The sequence below is a fragment of the Priestia koreensis genome (assembly GCF_022646885.1).
Taxonomy (GTDB): Bacteria; Bacillota; Bacilli; order Bacillales; family Bacillaceae_H; genus Bacillus_AG; species Bacillus_AG koreensis_A.
In genome coordinates, this window is the sequence record NZ_CP061868.1 from 3677328 (window position 1) to 3693167 (window position 15840).

Annotated in this window: 18 protein-coding genes; 4 read left to right on the forward strand and 14 right to left on the reverse strand. The window is 40.5% G+C overall.

What is annotated here, in order from left to right; all coding sequences use genetic code 11:
- Positions 1 to 139 precede the first annotated feature (139 nt).
- From motA to sigK, 3 genes are all read left to right on the forward strand, one after another.
- The gene (motA, locus tag IE339_RS19395; protein ID WP_242170286.1) at positions 140 to 931 is read left to right on the forward strand and encodes a flagellar motor stator protein MotA; all 792 of its coding nucleotides are present in this window, start codon (positions 140 to 142) and stop codon (positions 929 to 931) included.
- Positions 924 to 1742 (forward strand): flagellar motor protein MotB, encoded by an 819-nt coding sequence (motB, locus tag IE339_RS19400; RefSeq protein WP_242170289.1) that lies wholly within the window; start codon positions 924 to 926, stop codon positions 1740 to 1742. Before motA ends, motB begins: the two co-directional genes overlap by 8 nt.
- Positions 1743 to 1880: 138 nt before the next feature.
- Complete coding sequence (gene sigK, locus IE339_RS19405; RefSeq protein WP_053402038.1) at positions 1881 to 2597, forward strand: RNA polymerase sporulation sigma factor SigK; 717 nt, start codon at positions 1881 to 1883, stop codon at positions 2595 to 2597.
- 191 nt (positions 2598 to 2788) lie between these two features.
- Here the strand turns inward: sigK and IE339_RS19410 are convergent, their stop codons facing one another.
- The 6 genes from IE339_RS19410 to IE339_RS19435 form a co-directional block, all read right to left on the reverse strand.
- On the reverse strand, positions 2789 to 2929 hold the full coding sequence (locus IE339_RS19410; RefSeq protein ID WP_157052741.1) for a YrzI family small protein: 141 nt from the start codon (positions 2927 to 2929) through the stop codon (positions 2789 to 2791).
- A gap of 312 nt (positions 2930 to 3241) precedes the next feature.
- Complete coding sequence (locus tag IE339_RS19415) at positions 3242 to 3481, reverse strand: YrhC family protein (RefSeq protein ID WP_053402037.1); 240 nt, start codon at positions 3479 to 3481, stop codon at positions 3242 to 3244.
- Between the two features lie 133 nt (positions 3482 to 3614).
- Entirely contained in the window at positions 3615 to 4748 is a 1134-nt protein-coding gene (locus IE339_RS19420) for a bifunctional cystathionine gamma-lyase/homocysteine desulfhydrase (protein WP_242170291.1), read from the reverse strand.
- A gap of 2 nt (positions 4749 to 4750) precedes the next feature.
- Positions 4751 to 5674, reverse strand: a complete 924-nt coding sequence (locus IE339_RS19425; RefSeq protein ID WP_242170295.1) for a PLP-dependent cysteine synthase family protein — start codon at positions 5672 to 5674, stop codon at positions 4751 to 4753.
- A gap of 108 nt (positions 5675 to 5782) precedes the next feature.
- On the reverse strand, positions 5783 to 6481 hold the full coding sequence (gene mtnN, locus IE339_RS19430) for a 5'-methylthioadenosine/S-adenosylhomocysteine nucleosidase (protein WP_242170297.1): 699 nt from the start codon (positions 6479 to 6481) through the stop codon (positions 5783 to 5785).
- 16 nt (positions 6482 to 6497) lie between these two features.
- Positions 6498 to 7139, reverse strand: a complete 642-nt coding sequence (locus IE339_RS19435) for a class I SAM-dependent methyltransferase (RefSeq protein ID WP_242170299.1) — start codon at positions 7137 to 7139, stop codon at positions 6498 to 6500.
- A gap of 164 nt (positions 7140 to 7303) precedes the next feature.
- On the opposite strand from IE339_RS19435, the gene IE339_RS19440 reads away from it, so the two are divergent.
- Entirely contained in the window at positions 7304 to 7513 is a 210-nt protein-coding gene (locus tag IE339_RS19440; RefSeq protein ID WP_242170301.1) for a DUF2536 family protein, read from the forward strand.
- A gap of 30 nt (positions 7514 to 7543) precedes the next feature.
- Here the strand turns inward: IE339_RS19440 and IE339_RS19445 are convergent, their stop codons facing one another.
- From IE339_RS19445 to mltG, 8 genes are all read right to left on the reverse strand, one after another.
- Positions 7544 to 8236 carry a YrrS family protein gene (locus tag IE339_RS19445; protein WP_242170303.1) on the reverse strand — a complete coding sequence of 231 codons (693 nt, stop codon included), beginning with the start codon at positions 8234 to 8236 and terminating at the stop codon, positions 7544 to 7546.
- A 118-nt stretch (positions 8237 to 8354) separates the two neighbouring features.
- Positions 8355 to 10103 (reverse strand): peptidoglycan D,D-transpeptidase FtsI family protein, encoded by a 1749-nt coding sequence (locus IE339_RS19450; RefSeq protein WP_242170306.1) that lies wholly within the window; start codon positions 10101 to 10103, stop codon positions 8355 to 8357.
- 92 nt (positions 10104 to 10195) lie between these two features.
- The gene (gene greA, locus IE339_RS19455; protein ID WP_242170308.1) at positions 10196 to 10672 is read right to left on the reverse strand and encodes a transcription elongation factor GreA; all 477 of its coding nucleotides are present in this window, start codon (positions 10670 to 10672) and stop codon (positions 10196 to 10198) included.
- A gap of 225 nt (positions 10673 to 10897) precedes the next feature.
- Entirely contained in the window at positions 10898 to 11536 is a 639-nt protein-coding gene (gene udk / locus IE339_RS19460) for a uridine kinase (RefSeq protein ID WP_053401036.1), read from the reverse strand.
- Positions 11537 to 11543: 7 nt separating this feature from the next.
- Complete coding sequence (locus IE339_RS19465; protein ID WP_242170310.1) at positions 11544 to 12806, reverse strand: peptidase U32 family protein; 1263 nt, start codon at positions 12804 to 12806, stop codon at positions 11544 to 11546.
- Positions 12807 to 12833: 27 nt separating this feature from the next.
- Positions 12834 to 13763, reverse strand: a complete 930-nt coding sequence (locus tag IE339_RS19470; protein WP_242170312.1) for a peptidase U32 family protein — start codon at positions 13761 to 13763, stop codon at positions 12834 to 12836.
- A complete protein-coding gene (locus IE339_RS19475) occupies positions 13760 to 14416 on the reverse strand; it encodes an O-methyltransferase (RefSeq protein ID WP_242170315.1) in 657 nt (218 codons plus the stop codon). The genes IE339_RS19470 and IE339_RS19475 overlap by 4 nt, the downstream gene beginning before the upstream one ends.
- Positions 14417 to 14698: 282 nt before the next feature.
- Positions 14699 to 15784, reverse strand: coding sequence for an endolytic transglycosylase MltG (gene mltG / locus IE339_RS19480; protein ID WP_431522792.1), 1086 nt, complete (start codon positions 15782 to 15784; stop codon positions 14699 to 14701).
- Between the last annotated feature and the right edge of the window lie 56 nt (positions 15785 to 15840).

Sequence of the window (15840 nt, forward strand, 5' to 3'; positions counted from 1 at the left end):
CCAAAAAAATTGCATAAATAATAAAAATCCCCTTTTAAATATATAAAAACCCATTAACAAGTAATAGGAAGTAACCGATAGAAAAACTAGAGGAGCAAGAACAATAAGTCTCCAACTTTAGAGATACACAGGTGATAGAATGGATAAAACATCGATATTTGGTTTGATAATTGGCATCATCGCTGTATTTGTCGGAATGATTTTAAAAGGAGTAAATCCAGTTGTTCTTTTAAATCCAGCTGCTTTACTGATCATCTTTTTAGGTACCATTGGGGCCGTGGTCATTGCCTTTCCAACGAGAGACATTAAAAACGTTCCTAAGCTGTTTAAAGTGATTTTTAAAGAAACGAAGGTACCGAAAAACGAAGAGATTATTCCGCTGTTTGTTGAACTTGCAACATTAGCAAGACGTGAAGGTTTACTAGCACTAGAAGGTAAAATTGACGAACTTGAAGATCCTTTCCTAAAAAACGGGCTTACACTCGCTGTAGACGGACAATCTCAAGAATTTATTCGTGACGTGATGATGGAAGAAATTTCAGCTATGGAAGATCGTCATCAAACGGGTGCCTCTATTTTCGTACAAGCGGGAACATACGCCCCAACTCTCGGGGTACTAGGAGCAGTTATCGGTCTTATTGCGGCACTTTCTAATATGGGAGATACCGAGGCTTTAGGTCATGCGATTTCTGCCGCATTCGTTGCAACATTGTTTGGGATCTTTTCTGGTTACGTGCTTTGGCATCCATTTGCCAACAAATTAAAGCGTAAATCAAGACACGAAGTAAACGTTCGCTCTATGATGATTGAGGGGGTTTTATCGATTGTAGAAGGTCAGGCTCCAGCTATTATTGAACGAAAATTAACATCGTTCCTTTCGATTAATGAGCGAGAAAATTATTTCGCAAAAGGTGAGAAGCCGAATGAGTAAAAAAAGGCGTAAAAAAAAGCAGGATGATCATATTGATGAAAGCTGGCTCATTCCTTATGCAGATTTATTAACCTTATTATTGGCTCTCTTTATCGTTTTGTTTGCAATGAGCAGCATTGATTCCACTAAATTTAAAGCACTAGCCAATTCCTTTTATAACGAATTTCAAGGTGGTACAGGGTTGCTTGACTACACGTCTCCTGTTGAACCACCTACACAAGATACGGTAGGTGATGTAAAGGCTGACAAAAATAAAAACCAGCCGAGCGCAACGCCATCCCCTACTAAGGCTCCTACGAAAAAGAACAACGAAAGTGCTGCAGATGCAGAAAAGAAAAGACAAATTGCTGAACTGAAGAAAAATGTGGACGGGTACATTCAATCGAAGAATTTAACGGGAAAGTTAAAAACCACGATTACCCAAGACGGATTGCTGATTACAATTTTCAACGATATTTTATTTGATTCAGGAAGCGCAACGGTTCGCTCTCCTTATCGCAAAGTAACGACTGATCTAGCAGGATTGCTTGTCAACAGTAATCCAAAAACCATTACGATCACCGGACATACGGATAACGTACCGATTCGTAACAGTCGCTTCCAATCCAACTGGGACTTGAGCGTCATGCGTTCTGTGAACTTTATGAAAATTTTGCTCGACAACCCAAGGCTTAGCCCAAAATTATTTAGTGTAAAAGGTTACGGTGAATACAAACCGGTAGCACCCAATACAAGCGCGGAAGGTCGAAAGAAGAATAGACGTGTCGAAGTTTTGGTTGAACCTAAAGTCACTGTCCCTAGCAATCGCTAATCGAAAAAACCTTGTAACTTCTTTGTCAAGTTACAAGGTTTTTTAATGTTCTCAAACCTTTTTGGGTGGTACAGACACTATTTGTTTCACCTCTGCATACATTTAAACTACAGGTTAGGCGACATAGGAGGTGACGAAATGTCTGCTTTTTTGTCAGCTATAGGATACTTGTTTAAAGAAGTGATTTTTCTTGTATCTTATGTAAAAAACAACGCTTTCCCTCAGCCACTGTCCGCAAGCGACGAACGAAAATACTTAGAATTAATGGCCCAAGGTGATGCCCAAGCCCGAAATTTATTAATTGAACATAACTTACGTTTAGTGGCGCACATCGTGAAAAAATTTGAAAACACCGGTGAGGATGCGGAAGATCTTATTTCAATCGGTACAATCGGTCTCATTAAGGCGATTGAGAGCTACTCACAGGGGAAAGGCACAAAGCTTGCAACCTATGCCGCTCGTTGTATCGAAAATGAAATTCTGATGCATTTGAGAGCGCTTAAAAAGACGAAAAAAGATGTGTCCCTTCACGACCCAATTGGTCAAGACAAAGAAGGAAATGAAATCAGCCTAATCGATGTATTAAAATCAGAATCTGATGATGTCGTCGATACGATTCAGCTTACGATGGAGCTTGAAAAAATTAAAGAATACATTGATATACTGGATGATCGAGAAAAAGAAGTCATTGTTGGGCGCTTTGGTCTGGATTTGCAGGAAGAAAAAACGCAGCGTGAAATTGCTAAAGAGCTTGGGATCTCTAGGAGCTACGTATCTCGCATTGAAAAGCGTGCGCTCATGAAAATGTTCCACGAATTTTACCGCGCTGAAAAAGAGAAGAAACAAAAAGGCTGAAGGGGAAATCCCCTCCAGCCTTTTGTTATTTACTTTTTCGTCTGAATGGCCATATGACTACTCTCAGTAAAATCATATGCGTTCCCTCCTCCTGCAGTTAGGTGGAGTCTTTCTCCACCAACAGCCAAATCAATAAAAATGGGTTTTTCATGCTCATTTCCTTTTACTCCTTCCTCTACTTCGTAGTTTTTTTAGAACCAGCGTGGATATTGTGCACGTCGATTCATCATTTCTTCTTCAACTGCTTCTGCATGTCTAGCACGCTCAAGCTCTTCATGATTTAGCGCTCTTTTGTTAATCGTAATGGTTAAAAAGAATATGTGTAGGGTCAATGTTCTCACCTCCTTTTCAAATAAAAAGCCACAGGTTCATAGCACCTGTGGCAAAAAGACATAATAAAGCCACAGGCAAACTATTCAAACCTGTGGCGGCTAATATTCAATATACACGTGATATGAATAGGTTAGCGGATCGCTCTCCGGGTCGGTCGAATAGCATATGAAGATGTATTTAATTCGTTCTTTAAATAAGTTACGTTGACTAATAACATCTTCTTCGACCTCCTTTTTTTCATTATCACTACATTGGTAATTATATCCACAAACTACCGTTTTGTAAACCACTTTTTGTAAAAAAGGGCTTCTTTATTTTTCGTCAAATAGCGACTTCTTTAACTTTTTCGTTCTCCATGCAAAATAAAAAGCGGCACCAAGGAAAAGAACCAACACGCCCATCATCGTATCAATCTTAACGGGTGACTTGTCGCCCATTCCAATTAATACACCGATATATAAAAATGTACTTACTGCCAGCAGAATATAAATGAAGCGCGTATAATCTTCAATTTTTGCTTTCACATTTTTTACGTATTGCTCTGTATTCATCCAATCACGCCTTTCGATCTGTGTATGATCTTCTCTAAAAATGATCTACTACTAGCGTAACATAAACTAGGAGACTTCTTTTCTTGTAATTTATGTAAAAAAGAGAAGGCCATTTCGCCTTCTCTTCTCCTCATTATGATAAAGCATTTTCAAGGTCTTCAATAAGATCTTGAATATCCTCTAATCCAACAGAAATTCTCACAAGACCGTCCGTGATCCCTAATTCCTGACGGCGGTCTGCTGGAATGGATGCATGCGTCATTTTAGCTGGCACAGAAATCAAACTTTCAACAGCGCCAAGGCTCTCTGCAAGAGTAAAGTATTTCACTTTACGCAGAAGTTCATCTGCTTTTTCACTGCTTCCGACATCAAAGGAAATCATTCCACCAAATCCTCGTGCATTTTTCTTTGCAATGTCGTGGTTTGGATGACTTTCAAGTCCAGGGTAATGAACTTTCGTTACCTGTGGATGCTGAATCAGGAAATTGACAAGCTTCGCTGCATTTTTCTCGTGCTCTTCCATACGAATTCCGAGCGTTTTAATACCACGGATTAACAACCATGAATCCTGAGGCCCGAGAATGCCTCCTGTTGAGTTTTGAATGAAGTGAACATCTTCTGCTAGCTGTTCTGAATTCACGACAACAAGACCCGCTACAACGTCGCTATGGCCACCTAAATATTTCGTTGCGCTGTGTAAGACAATGTCTGCACCGAAATCAATTGGATTTTGCCAATATGGTGTGCTGAACGTATTGTCTACAATTGTTAGCAAGTTATGCTTTTTCGCTACCGCAGATGCTTCTTCCAAATCCGTAATTTTAAGCAATGGATTTGTTGGTGTTTCAATGTACAGCGCTTTTGTGTTTGGCTGAATCGCTGCTTCAATTGCTGCTACGTCGCTTGTATCAACAAACGTCGCGTCAATGCCAATACGATTCAATACTTTTGTAATGACGCGGTACGTACCGCCGTATACATCATCTGTTAGTACAACGTGGTCACCGTGATTAAAGAGCATCATCACAGCTGTTACAGCCGCCATTCCTGAACCAAAGGCGAAACCTGCTTTGCCGCCTTCAAGATCCTTAATGAGTTCTTCTAACGCGTGACGCGTTGGGTTTCCAGTACGTGAATATTCATATCCTTTGTGAACACCAACAGATTCTTGTTTGTATGTGCTCACTTGATAAATAGGTACCGATACGGCTCCTGTTTGCGGATCTTCTGAAATACCACCATGAATAAGCTTTGTTTTTTGTCTCATTATTAAATCCCACCTTCGTAGATTTTTTTGCTCAAATATCGATCACTGCCATCAGGGAAAATCGTGACAACGTTTGTTCCTGACGGAGAATTCTGTGCTTCTACTAATGCTGCATAGAAGGCTGACCCTGATGAACTTCCTACAAGGAGTCCTTCACGTTTTGCAAGCTCTTTTACTTGTGTAAAGGCATCCACATCTGAAACGGTATGAATGCTGTTAAAATACGCTTTATCCATATAGTCGGGAAGGAATTCCATGCCGATGCCCTCCGTTTTGTGAGGACCAGGCTCTCCCCCGTTTAGGATCGATCCTTCTGGTTCCACAATGACCGTTTTTATCTTCGGCAATTGCTCCTTCAGATATTGTGCAGTTCCCATAAAAGTCCCACCAGTACCAGCCCCTGCAACAAATACATCGACTTGGCCATCTAACTGCTCATAAATCTCTGGTCCAAGCGTTTTGTAGTAAGTGAGGGGATTTGCTGGGTTCGCAAACTGCTGGGGACAATAGGAGTTGGGGATTTCCTTTAGAAGTTGCTGTGCCTTTTGAATGGCTCCGCGCATTCCCTCTGCTGTTGGCGTTTGCACGACTTTTGCTCCTAATGCCTTCATCAAATCCTGTTTTTCAACGCTGAATTTTTCCGGTACGCATACAATAACATTCACATCATAATGAACCGCTGCGAGCGCTAGTCCAATGCCCGTATTACCTGCGGTTGGTTCAATGATTGTACCGCCCTTTTGAATTTTGCCCGTTGCAAGTGCCTGTTCAATAAGCTCTTGTCCTAAACGGTCTTTTACGCTGCCACCTGGATTTAAATACTCAAGCTTGGCAAATAAGCGAACGCCTTCTGGTAAAGAGAATTTCGTAATTTCAAGGATGGGTGTCTGACCCACTAATTCATGAATGCCTTTTGCTACTTTCACCAATTCCACCTCATTAACTCATCATCGCTTTTACGCAGTGAAATATTTTGTCTACACATGGAAATGAGGGAATTTAGACGTCGTGTCAAAATACCCTCATCCAGGTCATTACTTCGTTAGTTGCTTAACAATCCCTAATACAAGGCTTGCTGAATTTAATGCTGCTTTGTCTAAGAACTGATCAAATGAAACGTTTGACTCTTTTCCAGCAATATCAGATAGTGCACGGATAATAACAAACGGTGTTTGGAATTGATGACAAACTTGAGCAATCGCTGCTGCTTCCATCTCTGCTGCATATAAATTCGGGAACTTCTCACGTACAAATTCAACGCGAACAGGATCATTCATAAATGAATCGCCTGTTGCAATAAGACCCTTCACAATTTGCATGTCCGTAATTTCTTTGGCCGCTTCCTCAGCAGCACGTACAAGCTTCTCCTCTGGTAGGAATGCAGCTGGCATACCAGGAACTTGCCCGTACTCATAATCAAAGATCGTTACGTCTACATCGTGATGTCTTACTTCTGTTGAAATAACCGCATCACCAACATTTAGTTCCGGATGGAAGCCTCCTGCTGAACCTGTGTTGACAACGTAATCAGGCTTGAACTTCTCAAGCAGGACAGCTGTTGAGAGCGCTGCGTTTACTTTTCCAATTCCTGATTTTAATAAAACAATGTCCACGCCATCAATTGTACCTGTTGAATACTCAGATCCACCAATAACGGTTTGTTCTAGGTTCTCTAGTTTGTCACGTAGAATCGTTACTTCTTCTTCCATTGCTCCGATAATTGCTACTTTCATCGTTTGAAAAACTCCTTTATCGTTTAGTGGCGTTCATCACACACACAAAATGATTAAAACGTGTAAACTCAACGTCAAAATCGTACTTCTCTAAAATGGAGCGAAGCACTCCGATTGTTGTGTAATACTCCCGCTGTAAATCTTCTGCTAGGTTATGATAACCTTTTTCTTTGGATTGCTGAATTGTATCTGTGTAAGCTTTCTTATCTTCAAACATCGTATCAGCAAACACTATTTTACCACCCACAGGAAGGAAGTTTCCATAGTTTCTAACAGCTTCATCTTTTTCAGCGTCTGTTAGATGATGAAAAGCATACGTACTCACAATGGTATGAACGGAAGCATTCGGGAGATCAAAGTTCAAAAAATCTCCGTCGCTTATGCTCACACTGTCACCAAGCTTCTCTACTGCTAGATCACGCATCGGCTTTGAAGGCTCAACGCCAAACACCTCTAGACGATTTCCTAACAGTTTCGTTGTCAGATTTCCCGTTCCAACGCCAAACTCTAACACGTTGCCTACAGAAAGGTCTGCAACCTTTTGTAAAATGTCTTCGTATCGTGCAAAAACTTCTTTATATTCTTCATCATGTCCTGTTACGGACGTGTCATATTTGTCTGCCCAATCTTCAAATATATCTAGAAATTCGCGACCCATGGCCTTTTCCTCCTAATACAAATAATTCATATGAGTATAGTATGAATTAAAACATCAAGTGATCTAAAATTAACACATTATGATGTTTTGTTCAAGTACTATCTCCCCGATTCGTGTAAAATTATAGGGTACATTTATCTTATGAAAAAAAGGAGTAGGCGTTCATGAATTTTCATTTAAATATGATTCAAGACAAGATTGAGTTTTTTGAGGCACACGATTTGGATACGCTAGAAAAGAAAATCAATGAAAAAATCGAGCAAAATACCGCGATCATGCTTGAGGTGAAACACGTATCTCACCAAATGAGCATTGATTACGATAAAGGTCTGAAATGGTATTCGGCCGTTGTCCATTTTAAATACAAGGCATAAAAAAAAGATGCACCAAGGTGCATCTTTTTTTTACTTCATCTCTTCCATTTGAACAGGTTTCCAGCCTTCGCCGTCTACCCAATCAATTTGAACGCGATATTTTTTTTGCTGTGATTTGGATTCAATGGTTGCGACTGCTTTTTGCGGACTTCCATTGTTTCCGATACGCCAAATGATCATATCGCTCTCTGAAACACCTGTAGCTGAGCTAACAGCTTTCAGCATTTCATTCCAGTCCGTAGACCCCTTCTCATATGTTGCCACGTGCTCACCTTGTTGTTCTGTGCCCACTGGCTTCCAGTTTGGATCTACAACGGTTTTATCAACGTCTGATGATGGGTCGTTGTTTTCAGTAACCTGTACGTCACCCTTATCTTCATCCTGACTTTCATCATCAGCGCTTTGATCATCTTCTGTCGCTTGATCATCTACAGTTGAATCATCTGAGCTTTGATCATCAGCACTTTGATCATCTTTATTTTGATCGTCATCAGCTTTGCTTTTATCGCTCTTGTCTTCTGACTTGTTGGAATCACTTTTGTGATCCTTTTTCACTTCAGAAGAAGCGGTTTGTGTATCTGCAGGCTTGTCCTTATGATTCATCATGAGGCTACCACCAACAAACACAATTAAAACAGCGACAACGGCAATGAGTACGTTATAAATGCGGTTAGTCTTTTCTTTCCGTTTTTCATGTCGTTGTGAAAATCGTTTGTTTTCCATAAACTAAGATTCCCCCAGTTTTTATAATGAACTATTTTACCACTACGAGCCGAATTCTTGAAGTAATATCTGAATTTTGATGAACAATTGTAATATTATTGGTACATTTTACAGGTCACTACTTCGGATACAGCGTATTTACTATATCATAAAATACAGCGTTTGTAGGGGTCGTGCTACTTTCTGTATTTAAGTCTACCACAACAAGCGCATATTTTGGATGATTGGCGGGAAAATATCCTGCAAACCATTTGTTAATGATGTTCGTATTTTTCCCTTCAACCGCCCGGATATCCGCCGTTCCAGATTTTCCTGCTACTTGAACAGCTAGCGACTGAAATCGTCTTCCCGTTCCCTTTGGGTGATCAACGACCTCTTTTAGCAATTGACGAAGCCGAATTGCGGTATACGGTGCGATATGATCTCCTTGAAGCTTTTGGGGCTGAAAGGTGTATAACGTAGCGCCATTTTTATATTGAATGCGATCCACGACACGAACCTGCTTCTTTTCTCCTCCCCTTGCGATTGTTGCCATCATGTTGGCAACTGCAAGCGGCGTCACCCGTACATCTCGCTGCCCGATCGCCGTTTGGGCAATTTCTTTTGAATAAGTGGACGGCTTGTTTTGATGCCAAATGACGCCCTTTCCCTCATGATCAAACTGCGTAAAATCACTAAAGTGAAAGACATCTCCCTGCCATCCTACAGGATCGATTAACCCTAGCTTATTGGCATACTCATCAATAATCGTTTTATTCTCTTTGACCATTTCCTTTGCGACCGTTCCAAACGTATAGTTGCAGCTTTCAGCAAAGCTGTCTTGAAAATTAAGCATTCCCTTTCTTTTCGCTTGCTTTTCCAACTTGTTATAGATGTCTAAATCACAGTTAAATGTCCGTTTATACGTATCAATTCCTGAGTCAATTGCTGCGGCGGCAATGACCGTTTTAAAAACGGACCCCGGCACTTGAGGTACGAGCATACGATTTCCGACGCCACTGCTTCGCTGCTGATTAATATGAGGCCTGCTCGTCATGGCAACTACCTCATTTGTATCGATGTCAAGAAGAACTGCGCCTCCCTCTTTAAGGCCGTGGTCATCTAGAATACTCTCCATTTTTTGCTGGATGGAAGAATCAATCGTTGTTTGCACACTGACGGGATAAAAGGGATTTCCAGCACCGGTATACTTTACTTCAATACCAAACAAAGGACCACCTCGGCGGTCAACGTGGTAAAGAAGCTTGGATTCCTGCTCTGGTATTAAAAACTCATCAAAGGACGACTGTAAGCCTGAAACCCCTATTGGTGTATTAATGGAAAGCTCCCCATCATTTACTTTCTTATTGTAGCGCTTTGTCATCACATTTTTATTTTCCCCTGTAATTCCAATGAGCTGTTCAGCTATTGGATCTTTCACTTTTTTTTGCACATTCAGCGCAAACACTCCGGGGATTTTAAGTGCATTAATTTCTTTTGCCTGCTCACTCGTAAGTGTTTCACCAATGACGGCAGGCTTATCTAACGTGTTAATTTCCTCATCTAACGTAGCTGTTGTATGTTGCATAATGCTTGCGACTTTCTCTTTTGGCCACGTCATTTCTTTTACAAACGGAAATACCACAAGTCTTCTTTCCTTTTGAACGGTTAATGGCACGCCATTTTTATCGGTAAATTGTCCACGCCCATCATTTAAGACCATTTCTTGGGTTCGCTGTTTAACGCTAGATTCGATCAGATTTATTTTTTCTTTTGAAAACGTTTCGGTATCAATGAGCTGAATTTGCGCCATCCGTCCTACGAGCACGCCAATCATAATCATCATTAAAATAAGAACAAAATGAATGCGTTTGACCGTGTTTTTCATTCTCGTCACCTCTTCATCATTGTTGACGAGAAAAAGGTGGTTTAAAACGACAACACAAAAAAAGTGGCCCCGTAGGACCACCTGTTCATCTCTTATTTAATCGTAACGATTTTTACACTCATTTCTCCGCCTGGCGTTTGAACAACTACTTCATCGCCAATTTGTTTGCCCATTAAGCTTTTCGCAATTGGAGAGTCATTTGAAATCTTTCCTTCAAACGGATCTGCTTCTGCACTACCGACGATTGTGTATGTTTCTTCATCACCATCTGGAAGCTCTACGAACGTAACAGATTTTCCAAGAGATACTACAGATGAGTTTTCTGCATCCTCTTCAATAATTTTAGCGTTACGAATCATATTTTCAAGCGTTGCGATACGAGCTTCTACAAATGCCTGCTCGTCCTTCGCTGCATCATACTCAGAGTTCTCGGATAAGTCTCCGAAGCCGCGAGCTGTTTTAATACGCTCAACCACTTCTTTACGTTTTACGGATTTTAAGTATTCAAGCTCTTGCTCTAACTTTTCTTTACCTTCTTTAGTCATTGGAAATACTTTTTCTGTTGCCATCGACCCTTCACTCCTTCTAAAAGTTTCGTCATCTATCCCCTGCAGGGAGGCTTTCTGTATATGTACACAAATCAAAAACAAGCGTATAGAGAAATGCCAGCTTCGCGGGAAGCTGTGCATTTCATGTATTCTTTATAATTTGTGTGATTACCAAAAAGAATATGACAAAAATTCTCTGTAAAATGGAATTTTTTCCAATCTATTGATGTATTCTATGCTATGTTATTACAAAATGGCGTTTTGTTCAAGAATTGTTTGTATTTTCGTAACCATCAGGTCGATCGCTACGTGGTTTTGTCCACCTTCTGGAATAATAATATCCGCATAGCGTTTTGTTGGTTCAATGAACTGATTGTGCATTGGACGTACAACCGTCACGTATTGATCCACTACAGATTCAAGCGTACGTCCGCGCTCTTTAATGTCACGAAGCATACGGCGAATAATGCGAAGATCTGCATCTGTATCAACATACAATTTAATATCCATTAAATCACGAAGACGCTCATCTTCTAATACTAAAATGCCTTCTAATATAATAACGTCCTTTGCTTCTTGCGGAATCACATCTTGTGAACGCGTGTGTAGCGTGTAGTCATACACAGGCTTGTTAATGGATTCATACTCCACAAGGCTTTGAAGATGCTCGATTAAGAGATCATTATCAAACGCAAGCGGATGATCATAGTTCGTTTGCAGACGCTCTTCGAACGGCAAATGACTTTGATCCTTGTAGTAGTAATCTTGCTCTAAAAGCAAAATTGAGTGACCTTTAAAATATTCATAAATGGCTTTTGTTACAGTCGTTTTTCCAGAACCAGAACCACCAGCAATTCCGATTACAACAGGCTTTTTATTCCCCATCTGTCTCTTATAGCCCCTTTCGCATCATGTTATAAGGGAAAAGAGGTTGATCTACCTTGAAGCGAACAATTTGTAACGGATGACGCGCTGCATCTAATTCGTTTCCACCTTCATCCCAGATTTTATCAATTACTTGCGTAAAGTTTTCGATTTCCGGACCGAAAAACTCTACTTTGTCTCCTTGTTTGAAATAATTACGCTGTTGAAGGGTAATTATTTGTGTATCTTCATTGTAGTCTAGAACTAAACCAGTGAAATCATACGTTGTTTTTTTGCTATGATTTCCAAACATTTGCTCTTGTACGCCTGGTACACCTTCAAAGAAAGCAGGAGCAGTATCACGGTTCGCACATTTATCAAGCTCATCTAGCCATTCCTTTTGAATAACAAAGTTGTCCGGGTCCGCACAATAAGCGTCAATTACTTTACGATACACGCTTACAACTGTTGCGATGTAATGAATGGATTTCATACGCCCCTCAACTTTAAGGCTGTCAATTCCAAGCTCGATCATTTGTGGTATAGACTGAATAAGATTTAAGTCTTTCGGGCTCATAGCAAATGCAGCATCTTCGTCATCGAAAAGCGCTACTTCATTTTTCCCGTCTTCGACTTTGAAGAGGTCATAATCCCAGCGACATGATTGACAGCAACCACCTCGGTTTGAGTCACGAGCCGTCATATGATTACTTAAAACACAGCGACCTGAGTAGGCAATACACATTGCACCGTGAATGAACGTTTCAATTTCAATGTCCACTTTTTCTTTCATTAGGCGAATTTCTTCCGCCCCTGTTTCACGTGCAAGTACAACACGCTCCAAGCCCTCTTCTTTCCAGAACTGCACGGCTTTCCAGTTTGAAAGGGATTGCTGTGTGCTTAAATGCACTTCAAGTTTCGGTGCAACGCGGCGAGCCGTTTCAATAATGAGTGGGTCCGCTACGATAATCCCTGCCACACCAGCTTCTTGAAGTCCTTCTAAATACTCTTCTAGGCCGTCAATATTTTCGTTATGAGCAAAGATGTTCGTTGTTACGTAAATTCTCGCTCCATATTTGTTCGCAAATTGCACGCCTTCAGCCATTTCCTCTTGAGAGAAGTTATCGGCATTTGAGCGCAGTCCATATTCACGTCCTCCGATGAAGACAGCATCTGCTCCGTAGTGAACAGCAACTTTTAACTTTTCGAGATTTCCCGCTGGTGCTAATAGCTCAGGCTTTTTCGTAATCACGCGTTTTCCATCTACTACAGCATCAATTTGTACTGCCATTCTTTTACCTCCTTATAAACGTCCATTTTAATAAACTGTTTCTTTAAAGAAGAATCCCGTATCAAGAGGGCGATTCATCGGCTGTAGCTCTTCTAACTCTTCTAAAAGAGCATCTTTTACATCCTCGTATTCATCGCGATCAGCAACACATAAATCAATCGCTTTACGATAACGTTTTGTGACTTCGACTAAGTAATCCGTTGTTTTTAACACACCGTCAATTTTAAAGGAATCAACTCCGGCATCAATCATCTCAGATAGCTCATCAATAATCGCTACATCATTTGGACTCATAATGTGTGTTCCGTTTGCATCTTCAAAAATCGGGTATTTATTATTACGTTCCTTATCTAATAGGAACATGTTTTTTTCTTGCTTACGATTTTCAATCTCAAGCACGTTTCCTTGATACTCGAAGTAGTTGCCTAATAACGAGCGTTTCGATTGGAACATACATGTCATCCCATGCACCTGTACTTCAATTTCAACGTCTGCTTTTTCAGCAATTTCAACGACAGAATCCATGCTTAGCTCACGAGCGAGCACGGCGCGCTTCGCACCTTTGCGTCCCCAGTAGTTGCACGTGTAGTAATTTGTTCCTGTTGTTTCTGTGCTCCAATGAAGTGTAAGCTCTGGTGTTACTTCACGAGCTGCCATTAGCACTGCTGGGTCACCGAATACAACCGCGTCTACTCCTGCGTCTTTTAAAAACAGAAGGTAATTTCCTAGCTCGTCTACTTTGTCATTGTGGAAAATCCCGTTCATTGCCACATGTACTTTCGTATCTTTGCTATGTGCGATGTTCACTGCCTCTACGATGTCTTCACGTTTAAATTCACCTGCTAAACGAAGACCGTAGCGCTGTTCACCGATTAAAAATGCGGTTGCTCCTGCATCTGCCAGAAGCGCAATATCATTAACGCTAGTAGGCGTTACTAATAATTCCGGCTTTTTCATTTTTCTTCACCTCGTTTAAGACTAATAGCAATGCCATCGCCGATCGGGAGAATGACCGTTTCATATCCCTCGTGAGCCATTAACCATTGATTATAAGTTTGAATTTTTTTCGTCAAACTGCGAATACGCTTCTTCTCAATCAGTTCATGATCTTCCGCAACGTAGCCCTTAAAAAGAACGTTGTCTGAAATAATCATTCCTCGTTCGCTTAAAAACGGCTCATATGCCTCAAAGAAACGCTGATATTGGCCTTTCGCAGCATCAATAAAAATCATGTCGTATGGTCCATGCTCTTCCATTTCTTTTTCAAACTCAAAAGCATCTCCAAATAACAAGTGAATGCGTGACTGACAGCCCGCTTTTTCAATGTATTGTACTGCTTTTTCATAACGTTCCTCATCACGTTCAACCGTTACAATGTGAGCGTTTGGTAAGGCAAAAGCCATTCGAAGAGCAGAGTAGCCAATGGCCGTTCCAATTTCAAGAATTTTCTTTGGCTGATGAAGACGAAGCAGCTGAAGCAGCGCCTCAATGCCGATTAGCTCCATAATTGGAACACCGTGCTCTTTTGCATACTCTTCCATTTCACTTAACAATTCGTTTCGCTTCGGAACTAATGACTCCACATAATCGGTTACCTCTTTTGAAAGCAACTCTTTTTCCTCCGATCTAACGTAGGCTTTTTATTACGATTGTTTATTCATCCTACTTTTCATTCTCTCTATTAAAAATGAGCTTATTTCGGCTCATTTTTTACGTGTATTAGGTTCTCTATTTCTGGTCAAAAAGCTATTTTTACACAAAAAAAAGCTTGTACAAAAACAGAGCACAACTCGTTTATTATATAGGTTTTCTCTCAATGCGTAAACCCGATATATTTTAACACAAATAAAGAGGGATTGCGAAACTTTCGCATCCCCCTTTTGAATTGTTTGTTATTTTTTATTCGTAATATGGATCGCTTTTTGTTTATTATGCTCTTGAAGCGTGGTTGAAAAGATCACATCGCCACTTGGTGTTGCCAAAAAGTATAAATACTTTGTCGTAGCCGGATGAAGAGCTGCTTTAATCGACATTTCTCCTGCATTTGAAATTGGCCCCGGAGGCAATCCTTTTACCTTATAGGTATTGTAAGGAGAATCTACCTCTAAATGCTTGTACAACACGCGTTTTTTGTGCTCCCCTAGCGCATACAGCACAGTCGGATCTGTTTGAAGCGGCATTTTATCGTTAAGACGATTGTAAAAGACGCTTGCAATTTTCTCACGCTCTGTTTTATTCGTTGCTTCCTCTTCAACCAAAGAAGACATCGTTAAAACTTTGTGAGCAGAATAATTCTTCTCTTTCATATCATCTTGATACTTTTGAAGCGTGTCGTCTGTTCTGTTGATCATTTTATCCAAAATGTCGTGAAGCGAAACCTTCTCATCATAAAATTGATAAGTAGCTGGATAAAAATATCCTTCAAGTGGATATTTTACATCTTTATTCAACACTTCTTTTGTGACTAACTTTGGATATTTTTTCATTAATCCGTTAATGAACGACGAACTGTTTGCGAGCGCTAGTACATCTGATTCTTTATACTGCGTGTGCTTAGCAATAATGGCAGCAATTTGCGTAAGCTGTGTTCCTTCTGGAATGGCAAGCTTTATTTTCGCATTTTTCGATACGTCACCTTTTGTCATCATATTGATCATTTGATCAACATCCATTGACTTTGAAAAAGAATATGTACCTGCCTGAAAATTGCCTTTGTCGTTAAATTTTACGTAATAACGGAAAATTGTTCCGTTTTTAATGACCCCTTGCTTTTCTAATTCCTGACTAATGGCTGAAACGCTAGAACCAGGTGGGATCGTTACTTCAATGGACTTTTTACTTTGCTCATTTACGGGTTGCAAAGCGGAATGTATATAGAGAAAAAGACCTGCTAGTACAAGAACAATGACGCCTACTATACTAGATAAAATGATCCACATGCGCTTTTTGCGCTTGTTTGGCGGCTGTCCGTTCCACATTGCAGGCATTGAATTTGGCTTTTGCTCATCTGACACGATACATCCTCCTTTCCTGC

What these genes read in the sequence shown, in the direction of transcription:
- motA (WP_242170286.1), top strand. Translation starts at nt 140, where the DNA reads ATGGATAAAACATCGATATTTGGTTTGATAATTGGCATCATCGCTGTA.
- motB (WP_242170289.1), top strand. Translation starts at nt 924, where the DNA reads ATGAGTAAAAAAAGGCGTAAAAAAAAGCAGGATGATCATATTGATGAA.
- sigK (WP_053402038.1), top strand. Translation starts at nt 1,881, where the DNA reads ATGTCTGCTTTTTTGTCAGCTATAGGATACTTGTTTAAAGAAGTGATT.
- IE339_RS19415 (WP_053402037.1), bottom strand. Translation starts at nt 3,481, where the DNA reads ATGAATACAGAGCAATACGTAAAAAATGTGAAAGCAAAAATTGAAGAT.
- IE339_RS19420 (WP_242170291.1), bottom strand. Translation starts at nt 4,748, where the DNA reads ATGAGACAAAAAACAAAGCTTATTCATGGTGGTATTTCAGAAGATCCG.
- mtnN (WP_242170297.1), bottom strand. Translation starts at nt 6,481, where the DNA reads ATGAAAGTAGCAATTATCGGAGCAATGGAAGAAGAAGTAACGATTCTA.
- IE339_RS19435 (WP_242170299.1), bottom strand. Translation starts at nt 7,139, where the DNA reads ATGGGTCGCGAATTTCTAGATATATTTGAAGATTGGGCAGACAAATAT.
- IE339_RS19440 (WP_242170301.1), top strand. Translation starts at nt 7,304, where the DNA reads ATGAATTTTCATTTAAATATGATTCAAGACAAGATTGAGTTTTTTGAG.
- IE339_RS19445 (WP_242170303.1), bottom strand. Translation starts at nt 8,236, where the DNA reads ATGGAAAACAAACGATTTTCACAACGACATGAAAAACGGAAAGAAAAG.
- IE339_RS19450 (WP_242170306.1), bottom strand. Translation starts at nt 10,103, where the DNA reads ATGAAAAACACGGTCAAACGCATTCATTTTGTTCTTATTTTAATGATG.
- greA (WP_242170308.1), bottom strand. Translation starts at nt 10,672, where the DNA reads ATGGCAACAGAAAAAGTATTTCCAATGACTAAAGAAGGTAAAGAAAAG.
- udk (WP_053401036.1), bottom strand. Translation starts at nt 11,536, where the DNA reads ATGGGGAATAAAAAGCCTGTTGTAATCGGAATTGCTGGTGGTTCTGGT.
- IE339_RS19465 (WP_242170310.1), bottom strand. Translation starts at nt 12,806, where the DNA reads ATGGCAGTACAAATTGATGCTGTAGTAGATGGAAAACGCGTGATTACG.
- IE339_RS19470 (WP_242170312.1), bottom strand. Translation starts at nt 13,763, where the DNA reads ATGAAAAAGCCGGAATTATTAGTAACGCCTACTAGCGTTAATGATATT.
- mltG (WP_431522792.1), bottom strand. Translation starts at nt 15,784, where the DNA reads ATGTGGAACGGACAGCCGCCAAACAAGCGCAAAAAGCGCATGTGGATC.